The sequence below is a fragment of the Shewanella youngdeokensis genome, from assembly GCF_033180165.1.
Lineage (GTDB): Bacteria > Pseudomonadota > Gammaproteobacteria > Enterobacterales > Shewanellaceae > Shewanella > Shewanella youngdeokensis.
On sequence record NZ_CP136522.1, the window covers coordinates 1,756,403 to 1,774,811 of the forward strand.

At 41.5% G+C, this 18,409-nt stretch carries 16 protein-coding genes; 10 read left to right on the forward strand and 6 right to left on the reverse strand.

Going from position 1 to position 18,409, the window contains the following annotated elements; all coding sequences use genetic code 11:
• Positions 1-22: 22 nt before the first annotated feature.
• Together RGE70_RS07560 and RGE70_RS07565 are read right to left on the reverse strand one after the other, a co-directional pair.
• Positions 23-1,156: an intermembrane phospholipid transport protein YdbH family protein gene (locus RGE70_RS07560; protein ID WP_310470878.1), complete on the reverse strand. Its 1,134-nt coding sequence runs from the start codon at positions 1,154-1,156 to the stop codon at positions 23-25.
• Positions 1,157-1,528: 372 nt separating this feature from the next.
• The gene (locus RGE70_RS07565; protein ID WP_310470879.1) at positions 1,529-2,374 is read right to left on the reverse strand and encodes a D-hexose-6-phosphate mutarotase; all 846 of its coding nucleotides are present in this window, start codon (positions 2,372-2,374) and stop codon (positions 1,529-1,531) included.
• Between the two features lie 229 nt (positions 2,375-2,603).
• Between RGE70_RS07565 and RGE70_RS07570 the strand changes: the two genes are divergently transcribed.
• Positions 2,604-4,394: an acyl-CoA dehydrogenase C-terminal domain-containing protein gene (locus RGE70_RS07570; protein ID WP_310470880.1), complete on the forward strand. Its 1,791-nt coding sequence runs from the start codon at positions 2,604-2,606 to the stop codon at positions 4,392-4,394.
• A gap of 156 nt (positions 4,395-4,550) precedes the next feature.
• Here the strand turns inward: RGE70_RS07570 and RGE70_RS07575 are convergent, their stop codons facing one another.
• Entirely contained in the window at positions 4,551-5,159 is a 609-nt protein-coding gene (locus RGE70_RS07575; protein ID WP_310470881.1) for a DUF938 domain-containing protein, read from the reverse strand.
• A 186-nt stretch (positions 5,160-5,345) separates the two neighbouring features.
• On the opposite strand from RGE70_RS07575, the gene RGE70_RS07580 reads away from it, so the two are divergent.
• The 3 genes from RGE70_RS07580 (at position 5,346) to RGE70_RS07590 (ending at position 6,368) form a co-directional block, all read left to right on the forward strand.
• Positions 5,346-5,711 carry a hypothetical protein gene (locus RGE70_RS07580; protein WP_310470882.1) on the forward strand — a complete coding sequence of 122 codons (366 nt, stop codon included), beginning with the start codon at positions 5,346-5,348 and terminating at the stop codon, positions 5,709-5,711.
• A 24-nt stretch (positions 5,712-5,735) separates the two neighbouring features.
• A complete protein-coding gene (locus RGE70_RS07585) occupies positions 5,736-6,026 on the forward strand; it encodes a Fis family transcriptional regulator (RefSeq protein ID WP_310470883.1) in 291 nt (96 codons plus the stop codon).
• A gap of 156 nt (positions 6,027-6,182) precedes the next feature.
• Positions 6,183-6,368, forward strand: a complete 186-nt coding sequence (locus tag RGE70_RS07590; protein WP_310470884.1) for a hypothetical protein — start codon at positions 6,183-6,185, stop codon at positions 6,366-6,368.
• Between the two features lie 133 nt (positions 6,369-6,501).
• Here the strand turns inward: RGE70_RS07590 and RGE70_RS07595 are convergent, their stop codons facing one another.
• The 3 genes from RGE70_RS07595 to RGE70_RS07605 all read right to left on the reverse strand — a co-directional run bounded on the left by RGE70_RS07595 (position 6,502) and on the right by RGE70_RS07605 (position 12,502).
• On the reverse strand, positions 6,502-7,635 hold the full coding sequence (locus RGE70_RS07595; protein ID WP_310470885.1) for a YibE/F family protein: 1,134 nt from the start codon (positions 7,633-7,635) through the stop codon (positions 6,502-6,504).
• A 189-nt stretch (positions 7,636-7,824) separates the two neighbouring features.
• Positions 7,825-9,975: a bifunctional metallophosphatase/5'-nucleotidase gene (locus tag RGE70_RS07600; protein ID WP_310470886.1), complete on the reverse strand. Its 2,151-nt coding sequence runs from the start codon at positions 9,973-9,975 to the stop codon at positions 7,825-7,827.
• A 337-nt stretch (positions 9,976-10,312) separates the two neighbouring features.
• On the reverse strand, positions 10,313-12,502 hold the full coding sequence (locus tag RGE70_RS07605) for a M3 family metallopeptidase (protein ID WP_310470887.1): 2,190 nt from the start codon (positions 12,500-12,502) through the stop codon (positions 10,313-10,315).
• A gap of 446 nt (positions 12,503-12,948) precedes the next feature.
• Between RGE70_RS07605 and tsaB the strand changes: the two genes are divergently transcribed.
• The 6 genes from tsaB to fadD all read left to right on the forward strand — a co-directional run bounded on the left by tsaB (position 12,949) and on the right by fadD (position 18,408).
• On the forward strand, positions 12,949-13,665 hold the full coding sequence (gene tsaB, locus RGE70_RS07610; protein ID WP_310470888.1) for a tRNA (adenosine(37)-N6)-threonylcarbamoyltransferase complex dimerization subunit type 1 TsaB: 717 nt from the start codon (positions 12,949-12,951) through the stop codon (positions 13,663-13,665).
• Between the two features lie 46 nt (positions 13,666-13,711).
• Positions 13,712-14,038, forward strand: coding sequence for a hypothetical protein (locus RGE70_RS07615; RefSeq protein WP_375087938.1), 327 nt, complete (start codon positions 13,712-13,714; stop codon positions 14,036-14,038).
• Complete coding sequence (locus RGE70_RS07620) at positions 14,031-14,732, forward strand: M50 family metallopeptidase (RefSeq protein WP_310470890.1); 702 nt, start codon at positions 14,031-14,033, stop codon at positions 14,730-14,732. Before RGE70_RS07615 ends, RGE70_RS07620 begins: the two co-directional genes overlap by 8 nt.
• 100 nt (positions 14,733-14,832) lie before the next feature.
• Positions 14,833-15,660 carry a class I SAM-dependent methyltransferase gene (locus tag RGE70_RS07625; RefSeq protein WP_310470891.1) on the forward strand — a complete coding sequence of 276 codons (828 nt, stop codon included), beginning with the start codon at positions 14,833-14,835 and terminating at the stop codon, positions 15,658-15,660.
• Positions 15,661-15,668: 8 nt separating this feature from the next.
• Positions 15,669-16,562, forward strand: coding sequence for an alpha/beta fold hydrolase (locus RGE70_RS07630; RefSeq protein WP_310470892.1), 894 nt, complete (start codon positions 15,669-15,671; stop codon positions 16,560-16,562).
• 169 nt (positions 16,563-16,731) lie between these two features.
• A complete protein-coding gene (gene fadD, locus RGE70_RS07635) occupies positions 16,732-18,408 on the forward strand; it encodes a long-chain-fatty-acid--CoA ligase FadD (RefSeq protein WP_310470893.1) in 1,677 nt (558 codons plus the stop codon).
• Position 18,409 lies beyond the last annotated feature (1 nt).

Here is an 18,409-nt window from a genome sequence, read left to right on the forward strand (position 1 = left end):
TACAAGTGACTAAGGGACTTTGCTAACTCTTGGTCATCAAGGCGTTTGAGTAAACTACTAAGCTGGGCGGGGGGGTAGCAAGTGTATTTTTTACTTGTGGCTCAAATACGATAGGTAACTCAAAAGGCTGTACCGTGAGAGTTAAATCGGCAATATTACCATTTAGGCTAAATGCTAATTCGCCCTGTGAGTTGAGCTGATCAAACTGCTGCTGTGGATCCGAGCTGATAGCGTGTTTATGGTCATCGATAGGCTGTGGGATCAGGGTTAAACCCGCTAAACCATTGAACTGTAATTTTAGGTTACTGATTGAATGTTGCGACTGTAGTTGTCCCGACTTTACGCCGAGTGTTACGGCTGAATTGACGGTGGCATTGAGTAATAGTTGCTGGCTATTGAGCAAACCTTGTAATTTATAAATGGGTGATAATAAGCTGGTGGAGTCTTCAAAGTTATTATACTGAGCCATTTTTGACGCAAATAGCGTTGTTTCTGCAGCATAAATATCGGCGATGAGTAATTGCAGCTTAGTAATATTAACTTGAGTATTAGCCTGCCACTCATCGGTATTTAACTGAGCTGCAACTTTTACGACAGTTTGCTGATTATTGACAACTTCACTGCTGAAATTTCCTTTTTTATCTAACTTTAAATACGGAATGTTTATTTTCAGTTTTGTACTGGCAATATTCTTGATGGTGAGTTGTGTTTCACCTATATCAATGAGGGGCAGCGCGCTGAAATCAAGTGCAATAGTTGGACTATTATTTTGCTGTTTTGCTGCTGAGCGCAATACGCTGGGGTCGAGGTCGATATTCAGTTTTTTGGCAGATAAAGCGTATAGATCTTCAATTTTAAGCGCAAAAAAATCAGTGTCAGATTTAAAACTGATATTGAGATCTTTAATGTCAACCTTGGTTTGATTAATCGTTAATGACAGCAACGGAAACTGCCAATGGGTCAGGTCTTTAATGGTAAAACTAAAATCGGCTATCTGTACTTGATAAGGTTGCAAAAAATCGTTGGCATACTTTATTGTTAAGCGCTGAAAATTCCAACCGACATAAAGGGTTGCAATTAATATTGTCGTCAACATCATACCAGTTGATATGAGTATTAAACGACGAAACTGTTGGCCGAAGGTGTTGACTGCCACTTTTCACTCGCTTTTATCGTTGTTGTCGTTATTTAGCACGGTTTAACCGGTGGTAATTAACGCTGATTCTAGCATTTAAACGCAATATATAAATAATTTATCAATGACTTACCGTGCTTTGCATAAGTATTGTGTTCGAAGTAGTACTAATATTAAGCCATTATTGTTGTGGCGGTTGTGATGATGACTTTATATCGCAAACACTAGGTATATATTAGGCAATGATTGCGAGCGTCGAATTGACATAAATGCCCTGCAGAGTTTTGACCGTGGAGTTAGGTTCTTGGTTGATTAACAGTAATGATTGATTCGATCGCCTTAAAACTGCAATGGGCTTTACTTAAAAATAGCAAAACCCAGACCAGTTAACAGTTAGCGCCAACGAATATGTGTTGTTAGAGTATGACTTTGATTTGGCGCGAGCGTAACTTTATCATCGAGCACGTTAGCAGCTTCTAAGCAGACCATAGACAAGTAATCATCATCTTTAAAACGTGATAAACGTTTGGATTTATCAATCCACGGGTTCCATAATACTGCACTATGGCTATTGTCACGGCTAACTTCAATTATTCCATCTGTTGTTTCAAGCATTTGAGTCTGCTTGAGCTGGGTATAAACTCGGTCTGTTTCGCACGTAAAGTTGACATTATTGCTTAGCTGTTCAAAAGGGCCTTCTGCAAACTCAATGTAATTGGCCCCGTGAAATCCACTCGCTGTTAATTGATGGATATCGTTAACGGGAAAGTAGCTGTGTAAAGCTTGCGTTAGGCTAACAGTATAATCACCTTGGTTGGTATTGGTTATGCTTACTGACAGCGTCTCACTGAGGCGAAATAACATCTCAACTTTAGTGTTATGCGGCCAAAAATGTTTGTCACTAGTAGTAATTGGCAAGGTTAATTTTATTTCTACTGTGTCATCGAACATATTGACTGATTCGAGTGTCCAAACTCGAGTGCGAGCAAAGCCGTGCTGTGGAAAGTCCGCAGTACTACTTTGCCCAAACCAAGGCCAACAGACGGGGATCCCACCGCGTATACTGGTGCCAACTTGGTAGTCATTGGCATCCGACACCCACAACAGTGGCTTTTTTCCAACGGGGATAAAGGTGTCAATTTGTGCGCCTTGTAAAAATATTCTGGCCTTACATAACGGTGTATCGACATCAATATAATCTAAACCGTTTGGGTGTTGTTTAGTGGTAACCGAACCCATAGAACATGTCCTTTAATTGAGTGTAACTCGCAAGTGTTATAGCGAAAGTTTAACTTAACTTACTGTATTTTACCCGCAGAGCTAAACGTAAATGGCCGTGGCTTTTAATAAATTCAATCGATCGTTTAAATAATGCTAGAAAATTGCTGAGTTTTTGTTCTAATTTGGTTAAGGTGACTAAAGCGCTGGTTATATGAACAGCAAATACAATAACGAAAGGGATGACACAATGCCTATTTATCAAGCTCCATTGCGCGATTATCAGTTTGTACTTAATGAACTTCTCGATATATACAACCAAAAAGAACTTGCCGGATTTGATGAGTTTGACCCTGAACTTATCGATGCAGTACTGCAAGGTGTTGCAGATTTTACAACCGATATTATGCTGCCATTAAACGGTTCTGGTGATGTTGAAGGTTGTAAGCTTATTGACGGTAAAGTGATAACGCCAAGTGGCTTCATCAATGCATACCAACAATATGTTGATAATGGTTGGGCAACACTAACTTGTGATCCTGAATATGGCGGACAAGGTTTACCTGAAGTTGTTGGTTTATTTGCTACTGAGATGAAAACGGCTACAAATATGGCGTTTGCAATGTACCCTGGGTTAACCCATGGCGCATATGCCGCTATTCATGTGCATGGCAGTGAGGAGTTAAAGGGTAAATACCTTGAAAAGTTAGTCAGCGGCGAATGGACTGGAACCATGAACTTGACCGAGCCGCATGCCGGGACTGACTTAGCCTTATTACGGACAAAAGCGGTTCCTGCAGGTGAAGGTTTATTTGCTATCAGCGGCGAGAAAATATTTATTTCGTCAGGCGACCATGATTTAACTGACAACATTATCCACCTAGTGTTAGCTAAGCTGCCTGATGCGCCAGCGGGGGTGAAGGGCATTTCATTATTCGCTGTGCCTAAAGTGATGGTTAATGCCGATGGTAGCTTGGGTAGTCCTAACACGTTATGTGCTGCCAGTCTTGAGCATAAAATGGGGATCCATGGAAACTCAACATGTGTGATGAACTTTGACAGTGCGATAGGCGAATTAGTTGGCGAACCGCATCAAGGTTTGCGTGCAATGTTTACCATGATGAACCAAGCCAGACTCGGTGTTGGTATTCAAGGGCTTGGTGTATCTGAAATCGCTTATCAAAACGCTTTAAATTATGCCAAAGATCGTATTCAAGGCCGCGCGTTAAGTGGCGTGAAAAATAAAGAGATGGCTGCGGACCCTATTCTGGTTCACGGTGATGTACGTAGAATGTTGCTGTCACAAAAGTCTTTCAATGAGGGCACTCGTGCATTGATGGGCCAACAAGCGTTGTGGCTTGATAAAGCTGAACGTCATAGCGATCCACTGCAGCGTAAAAAGGCTGCACAACTGGCGGCATTGTTCACTCCAATCGTAAAAGGTTTTGTAACCGATCAAGGCTTTAAAGCATGTGTGGATGCCCAACAAGTCTTTGGCGGACATGGTTATATTCATGAATGGGGCATGGAGCAATTCGTGCGTGATATTCGTATCGCCATGATTTATGAAGGCACTAACGGTGTGCAAGCTTTGGACCTTGTTGGTCGCAAAATTATGTCTGATAAAGGTGCGGCGCTAAAAATATGGTCTGAAGAGGTTAAAGCATTTGTCCAAGGTCAACTTGGTAATGAAGCTATGCAACCTTTTGTGGTGGGCTTAATGGCAGCAGCGGGCGATCTTGAAAAAGCGACAGCAATTCTTGGAACTGAGGCCGCACAGAACCCAGATTCGCTCGGAGCAGCTTCATTTACTTACATGCAATTATTCGGTATCACCTCAGTGGCTTGGATGTGGGCGCGTGTTGCACAAACCGCGTTAGCGGGCTTAGAGAGTAATACTGAAGAGCAAGCTTTCTATCAAAACAAATTGAAAACAGCAGAGTTTTACATGGCCTATTGGGCTCCACAAACCCGCAGCTTATTAAAGCAAATTGGTGCGGCAAGTAGCTTAATTTGTGAGTTTGATGAAGCTGATTTCTAACCCTATTGTTATGTCTTAATAATCAAAAACCTATTGCGTTAGCGTAATAGGTTTTTTTGATTCAAAAGGATCGCAGAGATGAAGAGCAAAAGCTGCTCGTTATGCAATGGGTGAGTAGTAGCCAGAGCCGCGCTAATGTCAGCTCAAGTACCAACATTATGCGCGCTTTTTAAAGTGTAGTATGCGATTGTTCGCTGGCATTGGGTGATCTTTGACCAATACAAATTGTTGTTCTGTTGCCAGTTGTATTATCCATTCAAAATCACGTATGGCGCTGTTTGGGTTTTGCGCAGCTAACCAACGGTCAAAATGACGGTTACTGTCACTTGTATAGTTGCCTTGATAGTTAAAAGGGCCATAAATACAAAGCTGACCATGCACTGCTATGTGTTGCCCGGCGCCACAGAAAAATGCCTTCACCATATCTTTAGACATAATATGCAATGTATTAGCAGTAAAAATGGCGTCAATAGTGGACAAGCCCGTTGAATTTACCGGCCAGTGCTGCATTACATCAAGTGCTAATGGGGGCCGCAGGTTTGGGCTAGGTTCTTTATCTAACCAAGCATTAATACCACTGTGGTAGTGTGATTGATCGCTAGTTTGCCAAATTAAGTGGGGTAGGCGTTTAGCAAAAAACACAGCATGTTGACCAGTGCCGCTACCAACTTCAAGTACATGTTTGGACTCACTAAAGCAGCTATCTAATATTGTTGCTATTGCCATTTTGTTATTTTCACATGACTGAGAGTAGGGTAATGACATTAATCGCGCTCGCTTAAGGCTTAAGTGGCTATTGTTGTACCGCGTTAGCTGCTTAAAAACAACTTGAGATCCGGCTTATTCAATACGATTTATCAGATAGATAGTCATAGGCAGGGATCTATAAAGGCGCTATTATCAGTTGAAAATTTAATGCAATTAAACCGCTTTTACAGGTAAGGAAATAACTTGGCGATTGAACAGCAAGATATGATGGCGCTATTGAGCGAACTGGAATGTAGAACTAACTTTACCATTAAGAAAGCAACGGAATATATGCTGCCAAAACTGAAAGAACCGTTCTACCTTTTTGTTGACGCCAAGCAAGTGCAGTTGGTGATTAGACCCGCATATGAAGTTTTTAAAGCCGATTTTGCCGCACTCGATGGAGTAAGTGTAAAAGACAAATATTGTCACTATTCTGAAATGACTCGGTTTCCTAAACGGGTACACAAGAGTGTTAATGGCATCCATTATGGTCTAGCTTTTAGTTTTGATAATGCAGATTCAGTAAAAGCATTTATTAATAAAATGGTATCAATTAACCAAGGTTAAGTGCAACGGCGCAATGAGGCTCATTTGAGAAAAAGTGACAAGAAAATAAATAATGCGATCCGTATATCGTTAACTGAGGTATGCGAGCACTTCAAAGGCAACGTATTAGGCTTTATGTGGCTAACACATAAAGTCGACTTTGCTAAAGTAAACCTGAGTTTGCAAGTTACTTTTATGTTTGCAACTAATGAGTCACTTTGGGCTGCTAAGCGGGAGAAACACACCGATAAGATGACCGCTCTGACAGTTAAATTACTGGCTGAGCATGATATTCATATGGTGAATGCCGTAAAACAGTGCCGTTTTGAAACATAATGTCGCAGTTTAAATATTGTTCTAGGTACATACAATTGTTTGGGTTTGGTTTTTTTGGTTAACATTTTGTAGCAAGTAATCGGTGGCGCTTAATGTCATTGCCCGCCATAATTTGCTGATATGGATATCAAAACTCACCACACAGTGGACACAAATATGGAACCCAATCAATTGACGAACCAGCAAAGCCCAATTGAATGCGATGATGATATTGCGATGTTGTCTGAACTTAACCGTAAAAGAGCTAAGTTTTTTGTGTTGATCCTTGGCATTACGGCGGGGTTAGCGGCAGGTTTTTATGGCGCGCGTTGGCTGTATTTGTGGCTTTTCCCGGCCGTGTGAACTTGGTTTTTGATGATGTTGCGTTTTACCTCTTTTAATATCTAGCCATTATTACTGGCTCTTGGTTTTAAAAACCACTTGCCAGTAAGCACAATAAAACTAGCTTACTGGCATGATATTACTTTTTGTTTGCTTATTGCTGGGAGCGAGGCTCCGTAGTACTTAGAATATAACGCGCTAGCCATGCCGTAATTGGAATGGTAAGCACAATACCTACGCTTCCCGCAAGCGCATGTATGATGCTGAGTGAGATCACTGGGGTATTGATAAACTGATCGAGCGGCATATCAAGTCCCCAAACCATCATAATCGTCGTTAATGAACTACCCGCGAATGCAAGAATAAGCGTGTTGGTCATGGTACCCATAATGTCTCGGCCAATATTCATACTGGCTCGCATTAACTGTTTTGGGGTTAATTTCGGATCGGTGATCTTAAGTTCGTTGTAGGCAGATGCGATTGAAATTGCAACATCCATAACCGCGCCTAATGCTGAGATCATTATCGCGACAAACATCAACCAGCGGATTTGAATTGGCTGGGTCGCAAGGTAAATCACATCTTCCCCTTTATCTAAGTAAATACCCGATAAATGTGCAAATTCACCAAACACTTGCGCCATGATCCCGGCAGAGATCACCCCAAGTAACGTACCCGCCATAGCGCAAAAACTTTTGCGGTTATAACCTGAAACAAGAATAAAATTAACTACAATCTTTAGTCCCATCAAAAAAATGGTAACTAACACTGGATCCCAACCTGCAAAAATTGCAGGTATTAAAACACCAATAATCAATGCTGCTGTAAAATATAGCGAAACGACAGAATTCATCCCTTCTTTTTTACCAAATGAGAGCAGTAATATTAAAAATGCAAAACACATCCAATAAATAGCAGTAGAGCGTTTATGGTTATAAGCCCAATAAACTGTGCCATTGGCTGTTTCACGGATCATCATGATGAAAGTATCACCTTCAGAAACAAGTACGTTGTGTTGCCGGCTAAGTGGGTTATTAACTTCGACTATGTTTCCTTTGAGGTCGCCTTCCAATATTTGGGCATTAAAGATCTGTTTGCCGGTCATGATTGACGGCACTCTCGCATCTGGCGCGAGTTGACTGGAGAGCATTTCAAGCACTTTGGCTTCTACAAACACTTGCTCGACAGGCTGTTTAGGTTTTAAGTGTTCACTTAAGCTTGGCGAGAAGTAAAATATAAGTGTTGATAAAAGAGTGATAAATAGGGTGAAACGATAAGTTCGTAGCATAGGTATTTACTGTTGTTTTTTTGCACTTTATATGCCGATTTTCACAGAAGCTGGTTGTCTGTAAATCATGGTAGTTAAAGTGGTTTTATTGGAGTTAAAACAAGATAACTCCAGCTAAATTGCCAGAGTTATCTTATTTATAACCTTATAAAGACATTAGAGGATTAACAGCGTCCTCTTTAAAGGCCTCTATTGTGGGTTACAGCCTTGGTAAACTACAGTTTGATCTGCATCACCCGCATTAGGGTTTACAAAGTACGTGCTGTTGTCATTCACATTAAGTGAAGTAGCAATTGCTGGGTACTTAGCATTATCAAGATCAATTTGAACACAAATTTCTTGATTAACTAGGCGGTTCCAAAGTGCTTCACCCTCAGCGCCATCGTTACGTAGTTGCGTGATAGCACCGTTAGCTTGATACTGCTTGAACTCCCAGTTTTGGTTAGTGAAGTCCGCAGCGTTAACACCTTGGTTTGTCGCTACATAGTCAGTTAACATGTCACGAATAGCGTAGATAGGCTCGTTCACTGAATCATAGTAAATATCAGCTGTCGTCGCCCAACCGTAAGCTAGGATGTCTGAACCCCAACGGTAGCTGTTTAATGCCACTTTGTAGGTTGCATTTTCGTCAAATGGCTCACCGCCAATCTCTGTGATTTCAATACGGCTACCTTCATTGAGGATGTTGTGATCGCCATCCATTTCGAAAACTTCACCCGCTAAATCAACAACGAAAGTAATGTCACCGTCGAATTGATCGTACATGTATGCAGCAATACCTTTAGAGAACGAAACGGTTAAGTCGCCTTCTTTATAAGCATTGAAATATGAGTATGACCATTCCATATAACGCTTAAGGTTCGCACCTGTCATGTTGACACCGACAAGGGTGTTATCATATTTGTACAGGTTAGTAGAATCTTTCTTCGCGTAATCTTGGCCATCAACCAGGTTTGAGCTGTCAGAGAATAGCGATGCGGCAGAGACTACAGCGCCGGTTTTACTGATCTGGATCTGGTTAATGAAATCCATGAGTGGAGTGTCGATGACTTTAGCGGTATGGATCGTGGTGTATAAGCGACCCGCATCGTTGTCGTAATCTTTATGAATCGCTTCATCTGCGCCAGTACCTGGCGTGAAATCACCGACGACTTTACCAAGTACGATTTGAGCATCGTTCTTTGAAATGTCATGAATGTATTGGAATTGTGAGCTAAGGCTTTGGTCTTCTTCCACACCTTTAGTTGATAGGTTACTTAGCGTCGTATCAACCATTTCCCACTTGCCATCAGTGTTCTTTTTAAGCTTAATTTCAGCTTTAGCAAGCGCTGAGCCCCATTTGCCTGGCTCAATAATTTTAACACTTTCTGCGCGGTTAGATTCGTTGTAGGTACCAGAAAGCGTTTTGTCTTCTTCAGTGCCTTTGCCGAATGAAATATCGGTATCGACAACTTTACCGTCAGTTGATTTCTGAATACTTTCGATGTAAGTCGCATGCTCATGACCCGCTAGGATCACGTCAAATTTATCAGCAAGTTCAGCCGCAATTTTATGTACGCCAGCACCTGCATCTGAGCTACGACCAATGTGGAACGCACCGACAATGACATCTGGAGAGTATTTTTCAATCAGTTCATCAACCGCTGCACGAGTCGATGCTAACTCTTCATCAAACTTTAGACCGGCAAAATGGCTTGGTGCAGATGCTTCCCAGTTAGGCACATTTGAAGGGGTTACACCAACAATGGCAACTTTAGCGCCGTCAACTTCAAATATTTGGAATGCGCGAATATAATTTGCGTCGTTTGATTCCCATTTGATGTTATTTGATACTACTGCACCGTTGAAGTGGTTTAGGTTACGGTCAACAAACGCGCGTTCAAAGTTGAATTCGTGGTTACCTGGAACCCATAGATCAAAATCAAGTGCATTTAGTGTTGAAACGACTGGGTGAGTTGGATCATCATTAAATAGTTGCGCAGAGTTACCTTGAACGGTATCACCGATGTCAACTAAGATCATATTCGGGTTGGCTGCTTTTTCAGTATTAAGCAATGTGGCAATACGGGTTAGACCTGCATCATCATCGATGGTATCAAGTGCGTAATCATAACCAAAAATTCGACCATGAAGATCTGATGTTGCGCCGATAGAAATTGTTACTTCATCAACATCATTTTCGCTTTTAACGATAACGTCAGGTGTATTGGTGAGTGTTTTGCCTTCTGTTGCAACCGTTGCGTATCCACTATCTACATATACAATTGTGTCATCAGAACCACAAGCCGTTAGGCCCAATGTTGATGCGATAACTACAGCTAATAGCTTTTTGTTTAACATATCCATTCTCTTTATAATTGTTTTGACCCCAAGAAGACAACCCGCTCTTCTTAAACAACAAATAGGTTTATTTTTGGCATAACTCACTATTTGCGGGCGAGATTATAGTGACTCCTTAGTTGGTTTTCTTGATCTAGCGCAATTTTTTGAAGCGTTATTCCAGGTCTACTTGCGGCATTGGTTCGTTAGCTTTATTTATCATCACGAAATAGAGAGGTTTGTTGTTTTTTATGTTTGCTTTTAAAGGTTTAGCAACAAAAAAAGCACACTTATCAAGTGTGCTTTTTGATTTAAAATAGCGATTTAGGTATTAATATTGTTACGGTTTTGCTGTGGGTTATTTGCTTAATAATCCGCGGCTACGTAGTAGAGGATCAATTCCAGCCTCTTTACCGCGAAACTGTTTATACAACTTCATCGGATCTTCGCTTCCACCTTGCGATAAAATATTTTTTCTAAACGCATCCGCGGTCGCTTTATCGAAAATGCCATTTTCTTTAAATGCTTCAAAAGCATCGGCACCTAAAATATCAGACCAAAGGTAACTGTAATAACCTGCTGAGTAACCACCTGAGAAAATATGCGAGAAATAAGTACTGCGATATCGCGGCGCTATTTCGTTAATCAAGCCCATTTTGCTGAGTGAATCAGCTTCAAATTTAGCCGCGTCTTTTGGGGTAAAGTCGGTCACTGTGTGCCAATCTAAATCCAGTTTAGTCGCGGCCATGTATTCAACCGTTGCAAACCCTTGGTTAAATTTACTTGCAGCTTGGATTTTTTTAACCAACTCTAGCGGGATAACTTCACCGGTTTTGTAGTGTTTAGCAAATTGCGCTAACACTTCGGGTTGAGTCATCCAGTTTTCCATTACTTGTGATGGAAACTCAACATAGTCGCGTGGGACTGACGTGCCTGCTTGTGAGCGGTATTTTACATCAGACAGCATACCGTGTAGTGCATGACCAAACTCATGGAACAAGGTACTGGCCTCATCGAAGGTCAGTAGCGCAGGGTCATCACCAACTGGGCGAGGGTAGTTAAGTACATTAACAATGATAGGTTTCGAATCGACACCATTCATATTGTATTGTTGACGATAAGAGTTCATCCAAGCGCCACCGCGTTTGCTGTCTCGGGCGTAGTAATCGCCCATAAAGATGGCTATGATCTCACCTTCTTTATCATATACTTCCCAAGTGCGAACCTCTTCGTGGTATTTAGGTAAGTCGGTACGCTCTTTTACCGTTATACCGAATAAGCGATTTGCGGTATAAAACACGCCTTTTAAGGTACTTTCAAGTGAAAAGTATGGGCGTGTTTGCTGTTCGTTGAAGCTGTATTTAGCAACGCGAATTTTATCGGAGTAATACCACCAGTCCCAAGCAGCGAGCTTAAAGTCTCCCCCAGTAGAGTCAATCAATTGCTGCATGTCTGCGACTTCGGCTTGAGCTTGAGCAAGCGCGGCTGGCCATACTTTATCTAGTAAACCATAAACATTTTCAGGTGTTTGTGCGGTACGTTCTTCTAAAACAAAATGCGCATGGGTTTTATATCCCATCAATTGCGCACGTTCAGCCCGTAGCGCGGCCATTTTTGCCAGGGTTTGTTTATTGTCGTGCTGGTCGTTATTGTTTGCGCGCTCAATATAGCCTTTGTAGATTTTTTCACGAAGTTCACGGTTGTCAGCATACGTTAAAAATGGGGTAATTGAAGGGCGAGAAGTTGTAAATACCCATTTGCCTATGTGGCCACGTTTTGTTGCGGTTTGTGCAGCAGTATTGATGACGTCATCAGGGAGGCCTGCCAGTTGCTCTTCGCTGTCTAGGACTAATTCGAACGCATTGGTTTGAGCTAATAAGTTGTCACCGAATTGAAGCCCAAGTTTGTCTATTTCTTCGTTAAGTGCACGTAGCTTAGCTTTGTCCGCACTATTTAAGTTAGCGCCACCGCGTGTGAAAGATTTATAGGTATCGGTTAATAATTTAGCTTGAGAAACGTTAAGGTTTAAGCTGTCACGTTGAGCATAAACCGCTTTTACTTTTTGGAAGAGCGCATCATTTAATAAAATATCGTCGCTGGCAGAAGACAACATAGGTGAAACTTCTTTCGAGATAGCTTGTAACTCTTTATTGGTGTCAGCGCTAGTTAGATTATAAAATACACTGGCGACTTTTATTCTTAGGTCGCCTGCAAATTCTATTGCTTCAATGGTGTTGGTAAATGAGGGGGCATCGGTATTATCTATAATGGCCTGGATTTCAGCGTGATGCTGTGCAATACCGGCTTTAAAGGCGGGTAAATAATGTTCAGGTTTTATTTTTGTGAAATCTGGAATACCAAAATAGGTGTCATAGGCTGTAAAAAAAGGGTTACTTGCTTGTGCTTCAACTTTATCTGCAATCACAACGCTAGCGGCTGGTTGAGTGTTGGTGCTGTTGTTTGTATGTTGCTCTGCATTATTACAAGCGCTAACAGTCAGCGTGATTGCAATAGCGGCAACCAATGGTTTAAGGGTTAGTCCCTTCATTTTTAGATCCCCAATTTAACTAATTATAAAAATATTTAACAATTACGGTTTAATGTTAACATTGATAGCGCTGCTATGGTGAGTATAAGCAAGATTAAACCGTGTATGTTTGTAACAAATAGAGGACACACATCGTTGAATATTTACGTTTTAACGAAGATATTTAATTTGTAGCCCCACAGGGGAGAGTTATCTCGGTAGAATCTTTTTTAGTTTCGTTGTTATCGGTCGTATTGGTTTAAAAATGCGCGTATATGACAAAACTATTTTGCATTGCTACTTAAAGCATGTGGGGGAGTTAGGTATAATCGCACTCTTTATAGTTAACTGATGCGGTTGTAATTGAACTTGGTTAATAGGACTGAGTATGACCGCTGGTTTTTGCTGCAATACGTGAATCACCTTTCTCGTGTTGAGCTTGATTAATGAGTATTGGTAAGTAATACATGACAGAACAATTAGTAAAAGCATCTTCACTTAATATACTTGCGTTAGATACCTGTACCGAGTCATGCTCTGCTGCATTAACGGATCAGAGTAACACTTATAGTGAACAAGCTGATGCGCCCCGTGAACATAGTCAGCGACTATTACCCATGGTTCAATCGGTGTTGGCCCAAGCTGAACTCAAATTGAAAGATGTTGATTTGATAGCTTACGGCAGAGGCCCAGGCAGTTTTACTGGGATCCGAATTTGCAGCAGTATTACTCAAGGCTTAGCGCTTGGGCAGTCTATCCCTGTAATTGGTATTTCTACGCTTGCAACCATGGCACAAGCTGCAATTGAAGCCGGTGCCAAGCAAGTACTGTCGGCTATAGATGCACGTATGGGTGAAGTCTATTGGGGGCAGTTTGTGAGTGTTGATGGTGTGGCTACATTGGTTAATGAAGAGGTCGTTAGCGCCCCAGAAGCGATAGTGTTAAGCTTAGATGAGAGCACTGCGATTACGGCCTGTGGTACAGGGTTTGAAGCGTATCCTGAATTATTAGCGCTTGCAGGTGGTTTAAATGAGTGTGTAGAGGCTAAATTTCCTGATGCTAAATATATGACGGTATTGGCTCGCCATGGTTATACTCAAGGGCTAAGTACGGATGTTGACGAGCTAGCACCGGTGTATTTACGTGACACAGTTACTTGGAAAAAACTTCCGGGTAAAGAGTAGTAGCGTCCGTTTGTTTTTCGTTTAGTCATTAAAGGGCTATTTGTTGATTCAGATCCTTTCACAACAGCTTGGACCGACCAAAGCAGGAGTTAATAAGCCGGTCGAGGTTAATAAATCGGTAAGTGCACAACCGGCAACGGTTGTGTCAGAATCCACTGCTGCGCCGATTTTACCTATTGAAGCGCAACCGTCGTACTTTTTTAACGATTATAATGAAGATGCCGCAAGCCTAAAATCTCGCTTAGGTGCCCATATTGAATATGAATCTGATACGCGTGGGCAAAGTGGGGCAATTGCTGCATATTTAACAAATCAACATGCTGCCAAAAGAGAAGAGATCCAACAGATGGTCGGCATAGATACCTATGCCTAACTCTAGTACTTATCAGCCTAATCCCTCTTCGGGGACTCCCAGCCGTTCGCGTTTTTTAATTGAGCTATTGGTTGCTTTTTTAGTGACTAAATTGCCTTTTATTAGTGTGCCTTTTAAATGGCTTGAGAGTTATTTTCATGAGTTATCACATGGCTTAGCCACACTGTTTAGTGGTGGTGTAGTTAGTCATATCCAATTGTTTCCTAATGGTGCCGGTCTGTGTTTTAGTCAGGGAGGTTGGCCGTTAGCTATCGGTTTTTCTGGTTATTTTGGGGCGGCTTTATGGGGCTACCTAATATTTACTTTTGCCACTTGGCAAAAAGGGATCCGCTTCAGTTTTGGCTTATTGGGAACTGGCGTCATCATTACCATTTTACTCTGGGCTAGGGATGTGTTGACCATATCTATATTAATGTCGTTAGCATTGTTATTTTTGCTGCCGCTAAAGCTTAAGCTCAATCGTTTTTTAGCCACGAGTTTACGGATTATGGCATTAATGGTCATGCTAAATGCGCTTGCCAGTCCAACGGTGCTCTTTGGTCTGCAAAATGAGGGTGACGCTAATATGCTTGCAGCACAAACCTGGCTGCCGGCGTGGTTTTGGGTACTTTGTTGGTTAGCTACCAGTGCCTGCATGTTGCTACTTTGCTGGCGTAAAGTTGATGCGAACGCTAGCCCATCTTTATCTTCATAATTTTGGTTTTTAGTTCTCAAATATAAATCGCGGTTGCTTTTGCTTGGATTTTGAGCAATTGGCTGCTAGGTTGAAGCCAGTTTATATACGGAGATATTAAATGAAAATCAACACACTTGCGGTCAGCCTAGCCTTTACTGGTCTATTGAGTTCACTTGCAGTTAGTCATGCTGCATTCGCCCATGAAAATGTAGCATTAGATACTGTTATTAGTAGTGATTTTCGAGCAGCAAAAAATAGTGCGCGAGATCAATATCGTCACCCAAAGCAAACGTTGGAATTTTTTGATGTTAAACCCACCGATACCGTGGTCGAATTGTGGCCAGGTGGTGGTTGGTACGCTGAGATCCTCGCGCCCTATTTAGCAGAAAAGGGACATTACATAGGCGGAAATTTTGACGGCAATCCTGTTGATGAAGCAAAGCGTAATGGATATCGGGCTAAAGCCGGACGAAAATTTGAGCAATGGTTAAGTGAAAACAAAACTAAGCTGGGTAATGCCACCACCGTCACGTTTGAACCACCACTGAATTATACTTTGGGTGATGATAGCAGCGCCGATGTGGTATTAACCTTTAGAAATTTACATAATTGGGCAATGAAAGGGTATTTGGAGCCGGTATTTAAATCGGCGTATAACGTCCTTAAGTCGGGTGGTACTTTTGGTATTGTTGAACATAGAGCTAATCCAGGAATGGATGCAAAGACCGGCTATATGGATCAAGCTGAAATGATTGCGTTGGCCGAAAAGTCAGGTTTTACATTTGTCGCGAGCAGTGAGGTCAATGCTAACGCTAAAGATACCAAGGATTACCCTAAGGGAGTATGGACTTTACCGCCACGTTTAGCGCTTGATGAACAAGACAAAGAAAAGTATCTAGCGATAGGTGAAAGCGATAGAATGACACTGAAATTCATCAAAAAATAACGGAAATTATGAGTCTGTTCTGCGATCAAGCAAATGAAATATCAATTCAACTACCTCATATTAAGCTCACAGCAAAATTATGGGGTACGCAGGACAAACCATTAATATTGGCGTTGCATGGCTGGCTAGACAACGCCGATAGCTTTTTACCTCTCAGCCAACATTTATCTAACTATCAAATATTGGCAATAGATTGGCCTGGTCATGGTTTTTCTGAACATCGACCAGGGCATTATCCGCTACATTGGATTGATTACCTCTACGATTTAGACGCCTTATTGCTTGCCCTGCCAGAGCATCAGCAACCAGTGGCTATTTTAGGGCATTCAATGGGGGGGATTATCGCCTCTGCTTATACCGCGGCCTTTCCCAACAAAGTTGATAAATTGATCTTAATTGAAGCTTTGTCACCCTTGTACGAAAAAGAGAGTAAAGCGAAGCAAAGACTCAACAATAGTTTTGAAGCACATCAACGTTATTTACAATCTAAACAAAATGATACCAACGTTTATCGGGACATTTCTGTGGCTGTCAATGCACGGCATAAACTAACTGCGTTAGATGTGGCATGGTGCGAAATTATTACTGAACGTAATATGAAAAAAGTCGATTCTGGAGTATGCTGGCGCAGTGATCCCCGCTTAAAATTAGATTCCCCATTAAGACAGGCTTACTCCCAAGTTGATGCATTAATGCATGCTCATGAGGTCGAGACATTAATTATCTGTGGCCAACAGGGTTTTTCTCAGCTGCGTAGCGCAATACCGACTGCAAAACGCTGGTTTAATCGATTGGAGCTTAAAGAACTCGCGGGGGACCACCACCTGCATATGGGAAATGCAGCAGAGGTGTCATTTGCGATTGATCATTTCTTGTCTGATAAAGACAACAAAAGAGACTAGGATTTTGTTATCATTTATGTGATGATAATCAAAATTTAAACGCTTGTATGATTTGTTCGCGTTTCTGATAAAAATAAAATTATAACTGTGTTTAGCTTGCTGATTTGGCAGGCTGCTAACGACCGTTGCAGTATTTTTTCACTGGAAGTGGAAATTTTAGGAGATTTTTGTGGACCCAATTTGGATTGATAATCTACCAAACGATATACCGTCTCAAATAGACGTTGAGCAATATGCATCACTTGTCGATCTATTAGAACAATCGGTATCTAAATATGCAGATCAGCCCGCATTCATCAATATGGGTGCAATGTTGACGTATCGTAAATTGGAAGAGCGTAGTCGCGCATTTGCTGCCTATCTCCAAAATGAGTTAAAGCTAAATAAAGGTGACCGTGTTGCCATTATGATGCCTAACTTGCTGCAATATCCTATCGCATTGTTCGGTATATTACGTGCCGGCATGGTCGTTGTGAATGTTAATCCACTTTACACTCCAAGAGAGCTAAAGCATCAGCTTAACGACTCTGGTGCTAAAGCCATTGTAGTCGTGTCTAATTTTGCACATACACTAGAAAAGGTCGTTGCCGATACCCCTATTGAAAGTGTGATCTTAACTGGGCTTGGTGATTTGCTCAGTGCTCCGAAACGAACCTTAGTAAACTTTGTCGTTAAATACGTGAAGAAAATGGTACCTAAGTATCACCTTCCACATGCCATTTCGATGCGTAAAACCTTGTCTAAAGGGCGTCGATTACAGTATGTAAAACCTGTTGTTAAAAGTAATGATTTAGCATTTTTACAGTATACAGGCGGTACGACTGGGGTGTCTAAAGGTGCCATGTTAAGTCATGGCAATGTAGTGGCTAATTTACTTCAGGCTGATGCAGTTTATGGCTCGTTACTTAAAAACGGCAAAGAATTAGTGGTAACCGCGTTACCGCTTTATCATATTTTTGCTTTGACGGTTAACTGTCTGCTGTTTTTACACAAAGGCTCGAATAATTTATTAATTACCAATCCACGAGATCTCCCTGCCTTTATCGGTGAGCTTGCTAAGTATCCGTTTACTGCGTTGACTGGCGTAAATACGTTATTTAATGCATTAGTTAATTCTGATGATTTCAAAAAAGTAGATTTTTCAAATTTGAAGCTATCTATTGGCGGCGGCATGGCAGTTCAGCGCTCTGTGGCTGATCAGTATCAAGCTATTACTAATACTTGTTTATTTGAAGGCTATGGCTTAACTGAAGCGTCTCCTTTAGTCTCTTGCTGTCCACATAACGAAGCAGAAGGCTATAATGGCTCTATCGGCTTCCCTGTGGCGAACACGTCTATCCAAATTCGTGACGATGAAGGTAAGGAGCTAGCGCAAGGTGAAACCGGAGAGCTCTTTGCTAAAGGACCGCAAATTATGCTCGGTTATTGGCAGCGACCAGAAGAAACAGCTAAAGTTATCGATAGTGACGGCTACTTGGCAACAGGTGATATTGGTTATGTGGATGAAAAAGGTTACCTCTATATTGTCGATCGTAAAAAAGACATGATTTTGGTTTCCGGTTTCAACGTCTTCCCTAATGAGGTTGAAGAGGTTGTTGCATTACACAGTAAAGTGTTAGAAGTCGCCGCTGTAGGTGTACCGAATGCTGCATCGGGCGAATTGGTCAAAGTATTTATTGTTGCAAATGATAAATCTTTAACCAAAGAGGAAGTTATCAAGCATTGCCGCAAACATTTGACGGGATATAAAATCCCTAAACTGGTAGAATTTAGAGATGAATTACCCAAATCGAATGTAGGTAAAATCCTGCGTCGCGAATTGAGAGATGAAGCTAAGAACGTTTAGC

Coding starts and splice junctions, on each gene's coding strand:
- RGE70_RS07575 (WP_310470881.1), bottom strand. CDS start 5,159: ATGTCATTACCCTACTCTCAGTCATGTGAAAATAACAAAATGGCAATA.
- tsaB (WP_310470888.1), top strand. CDS start 12,949: ATGACAGAACAATTAGTAAAAGCATCTTCACTTAATATACTTGCGTTA.
- RGE70_RS07600 (WP_310470886.1), bottom strand. CDS start 9,975: ATGTTAAACAAAAAGCTATTAGCTGTAGTTATCGCATCAACATTGGGC.
- RGE70_RS07595 (WP_310470885.1), bottom strand. CDS start 7,635: ATGCTACGAACTTATCGTTTCACCCTATTTATCACTCTTTTATCAACA.
- RGE70_RS07605 (WP_310470887.1), bottom strand. CDS start 12,502: ATGAAGGGACTAACCCTTAAACCATTGGTTGCCGCTATTGCAATCACG.
- RGE70_RS07565 (WP_310470879.1), bottom strand. CDS start 2,374: ATGGGTTCGGTTACCACTAAACAACACCCAAACGGTTTAGATTATATT.
- RGE70_RS07625 (WP_310470891.1), top strand. CDS start 14,833: ATGAAAATCAACACACTTGCGGTCAGCCTAGCCTTTACTGGTCTATTG.
- RGE70_RS07570 (WP_310470880.1), top strand. CDS start 2,604: ATGCCTATTTATCAAGCTCCATTGCGCGATTATCAGTTTGTACTTAAT.
- RGE70_RS07590 (WP_310470884.1), top strand. CDS start 6,183: ATGGAACCCAATCAATTGACGAACCAGCAAAGCCCAATTGAATGCGAT.
- RGE70_RS07620 (WP_310470890.1), top strand. CDS start 14,031: ATGCCTAACTCTAGTACTTATCAGCCTAATCCCTCTTCGGGGACTCCC.
- RGE70_RS07630 (WP_310470892.1), top strand. CDS start 15,669: ATGAGTCTGTTCTGCGATCAAGCAAATGAAATATCAATTCAACTACCT.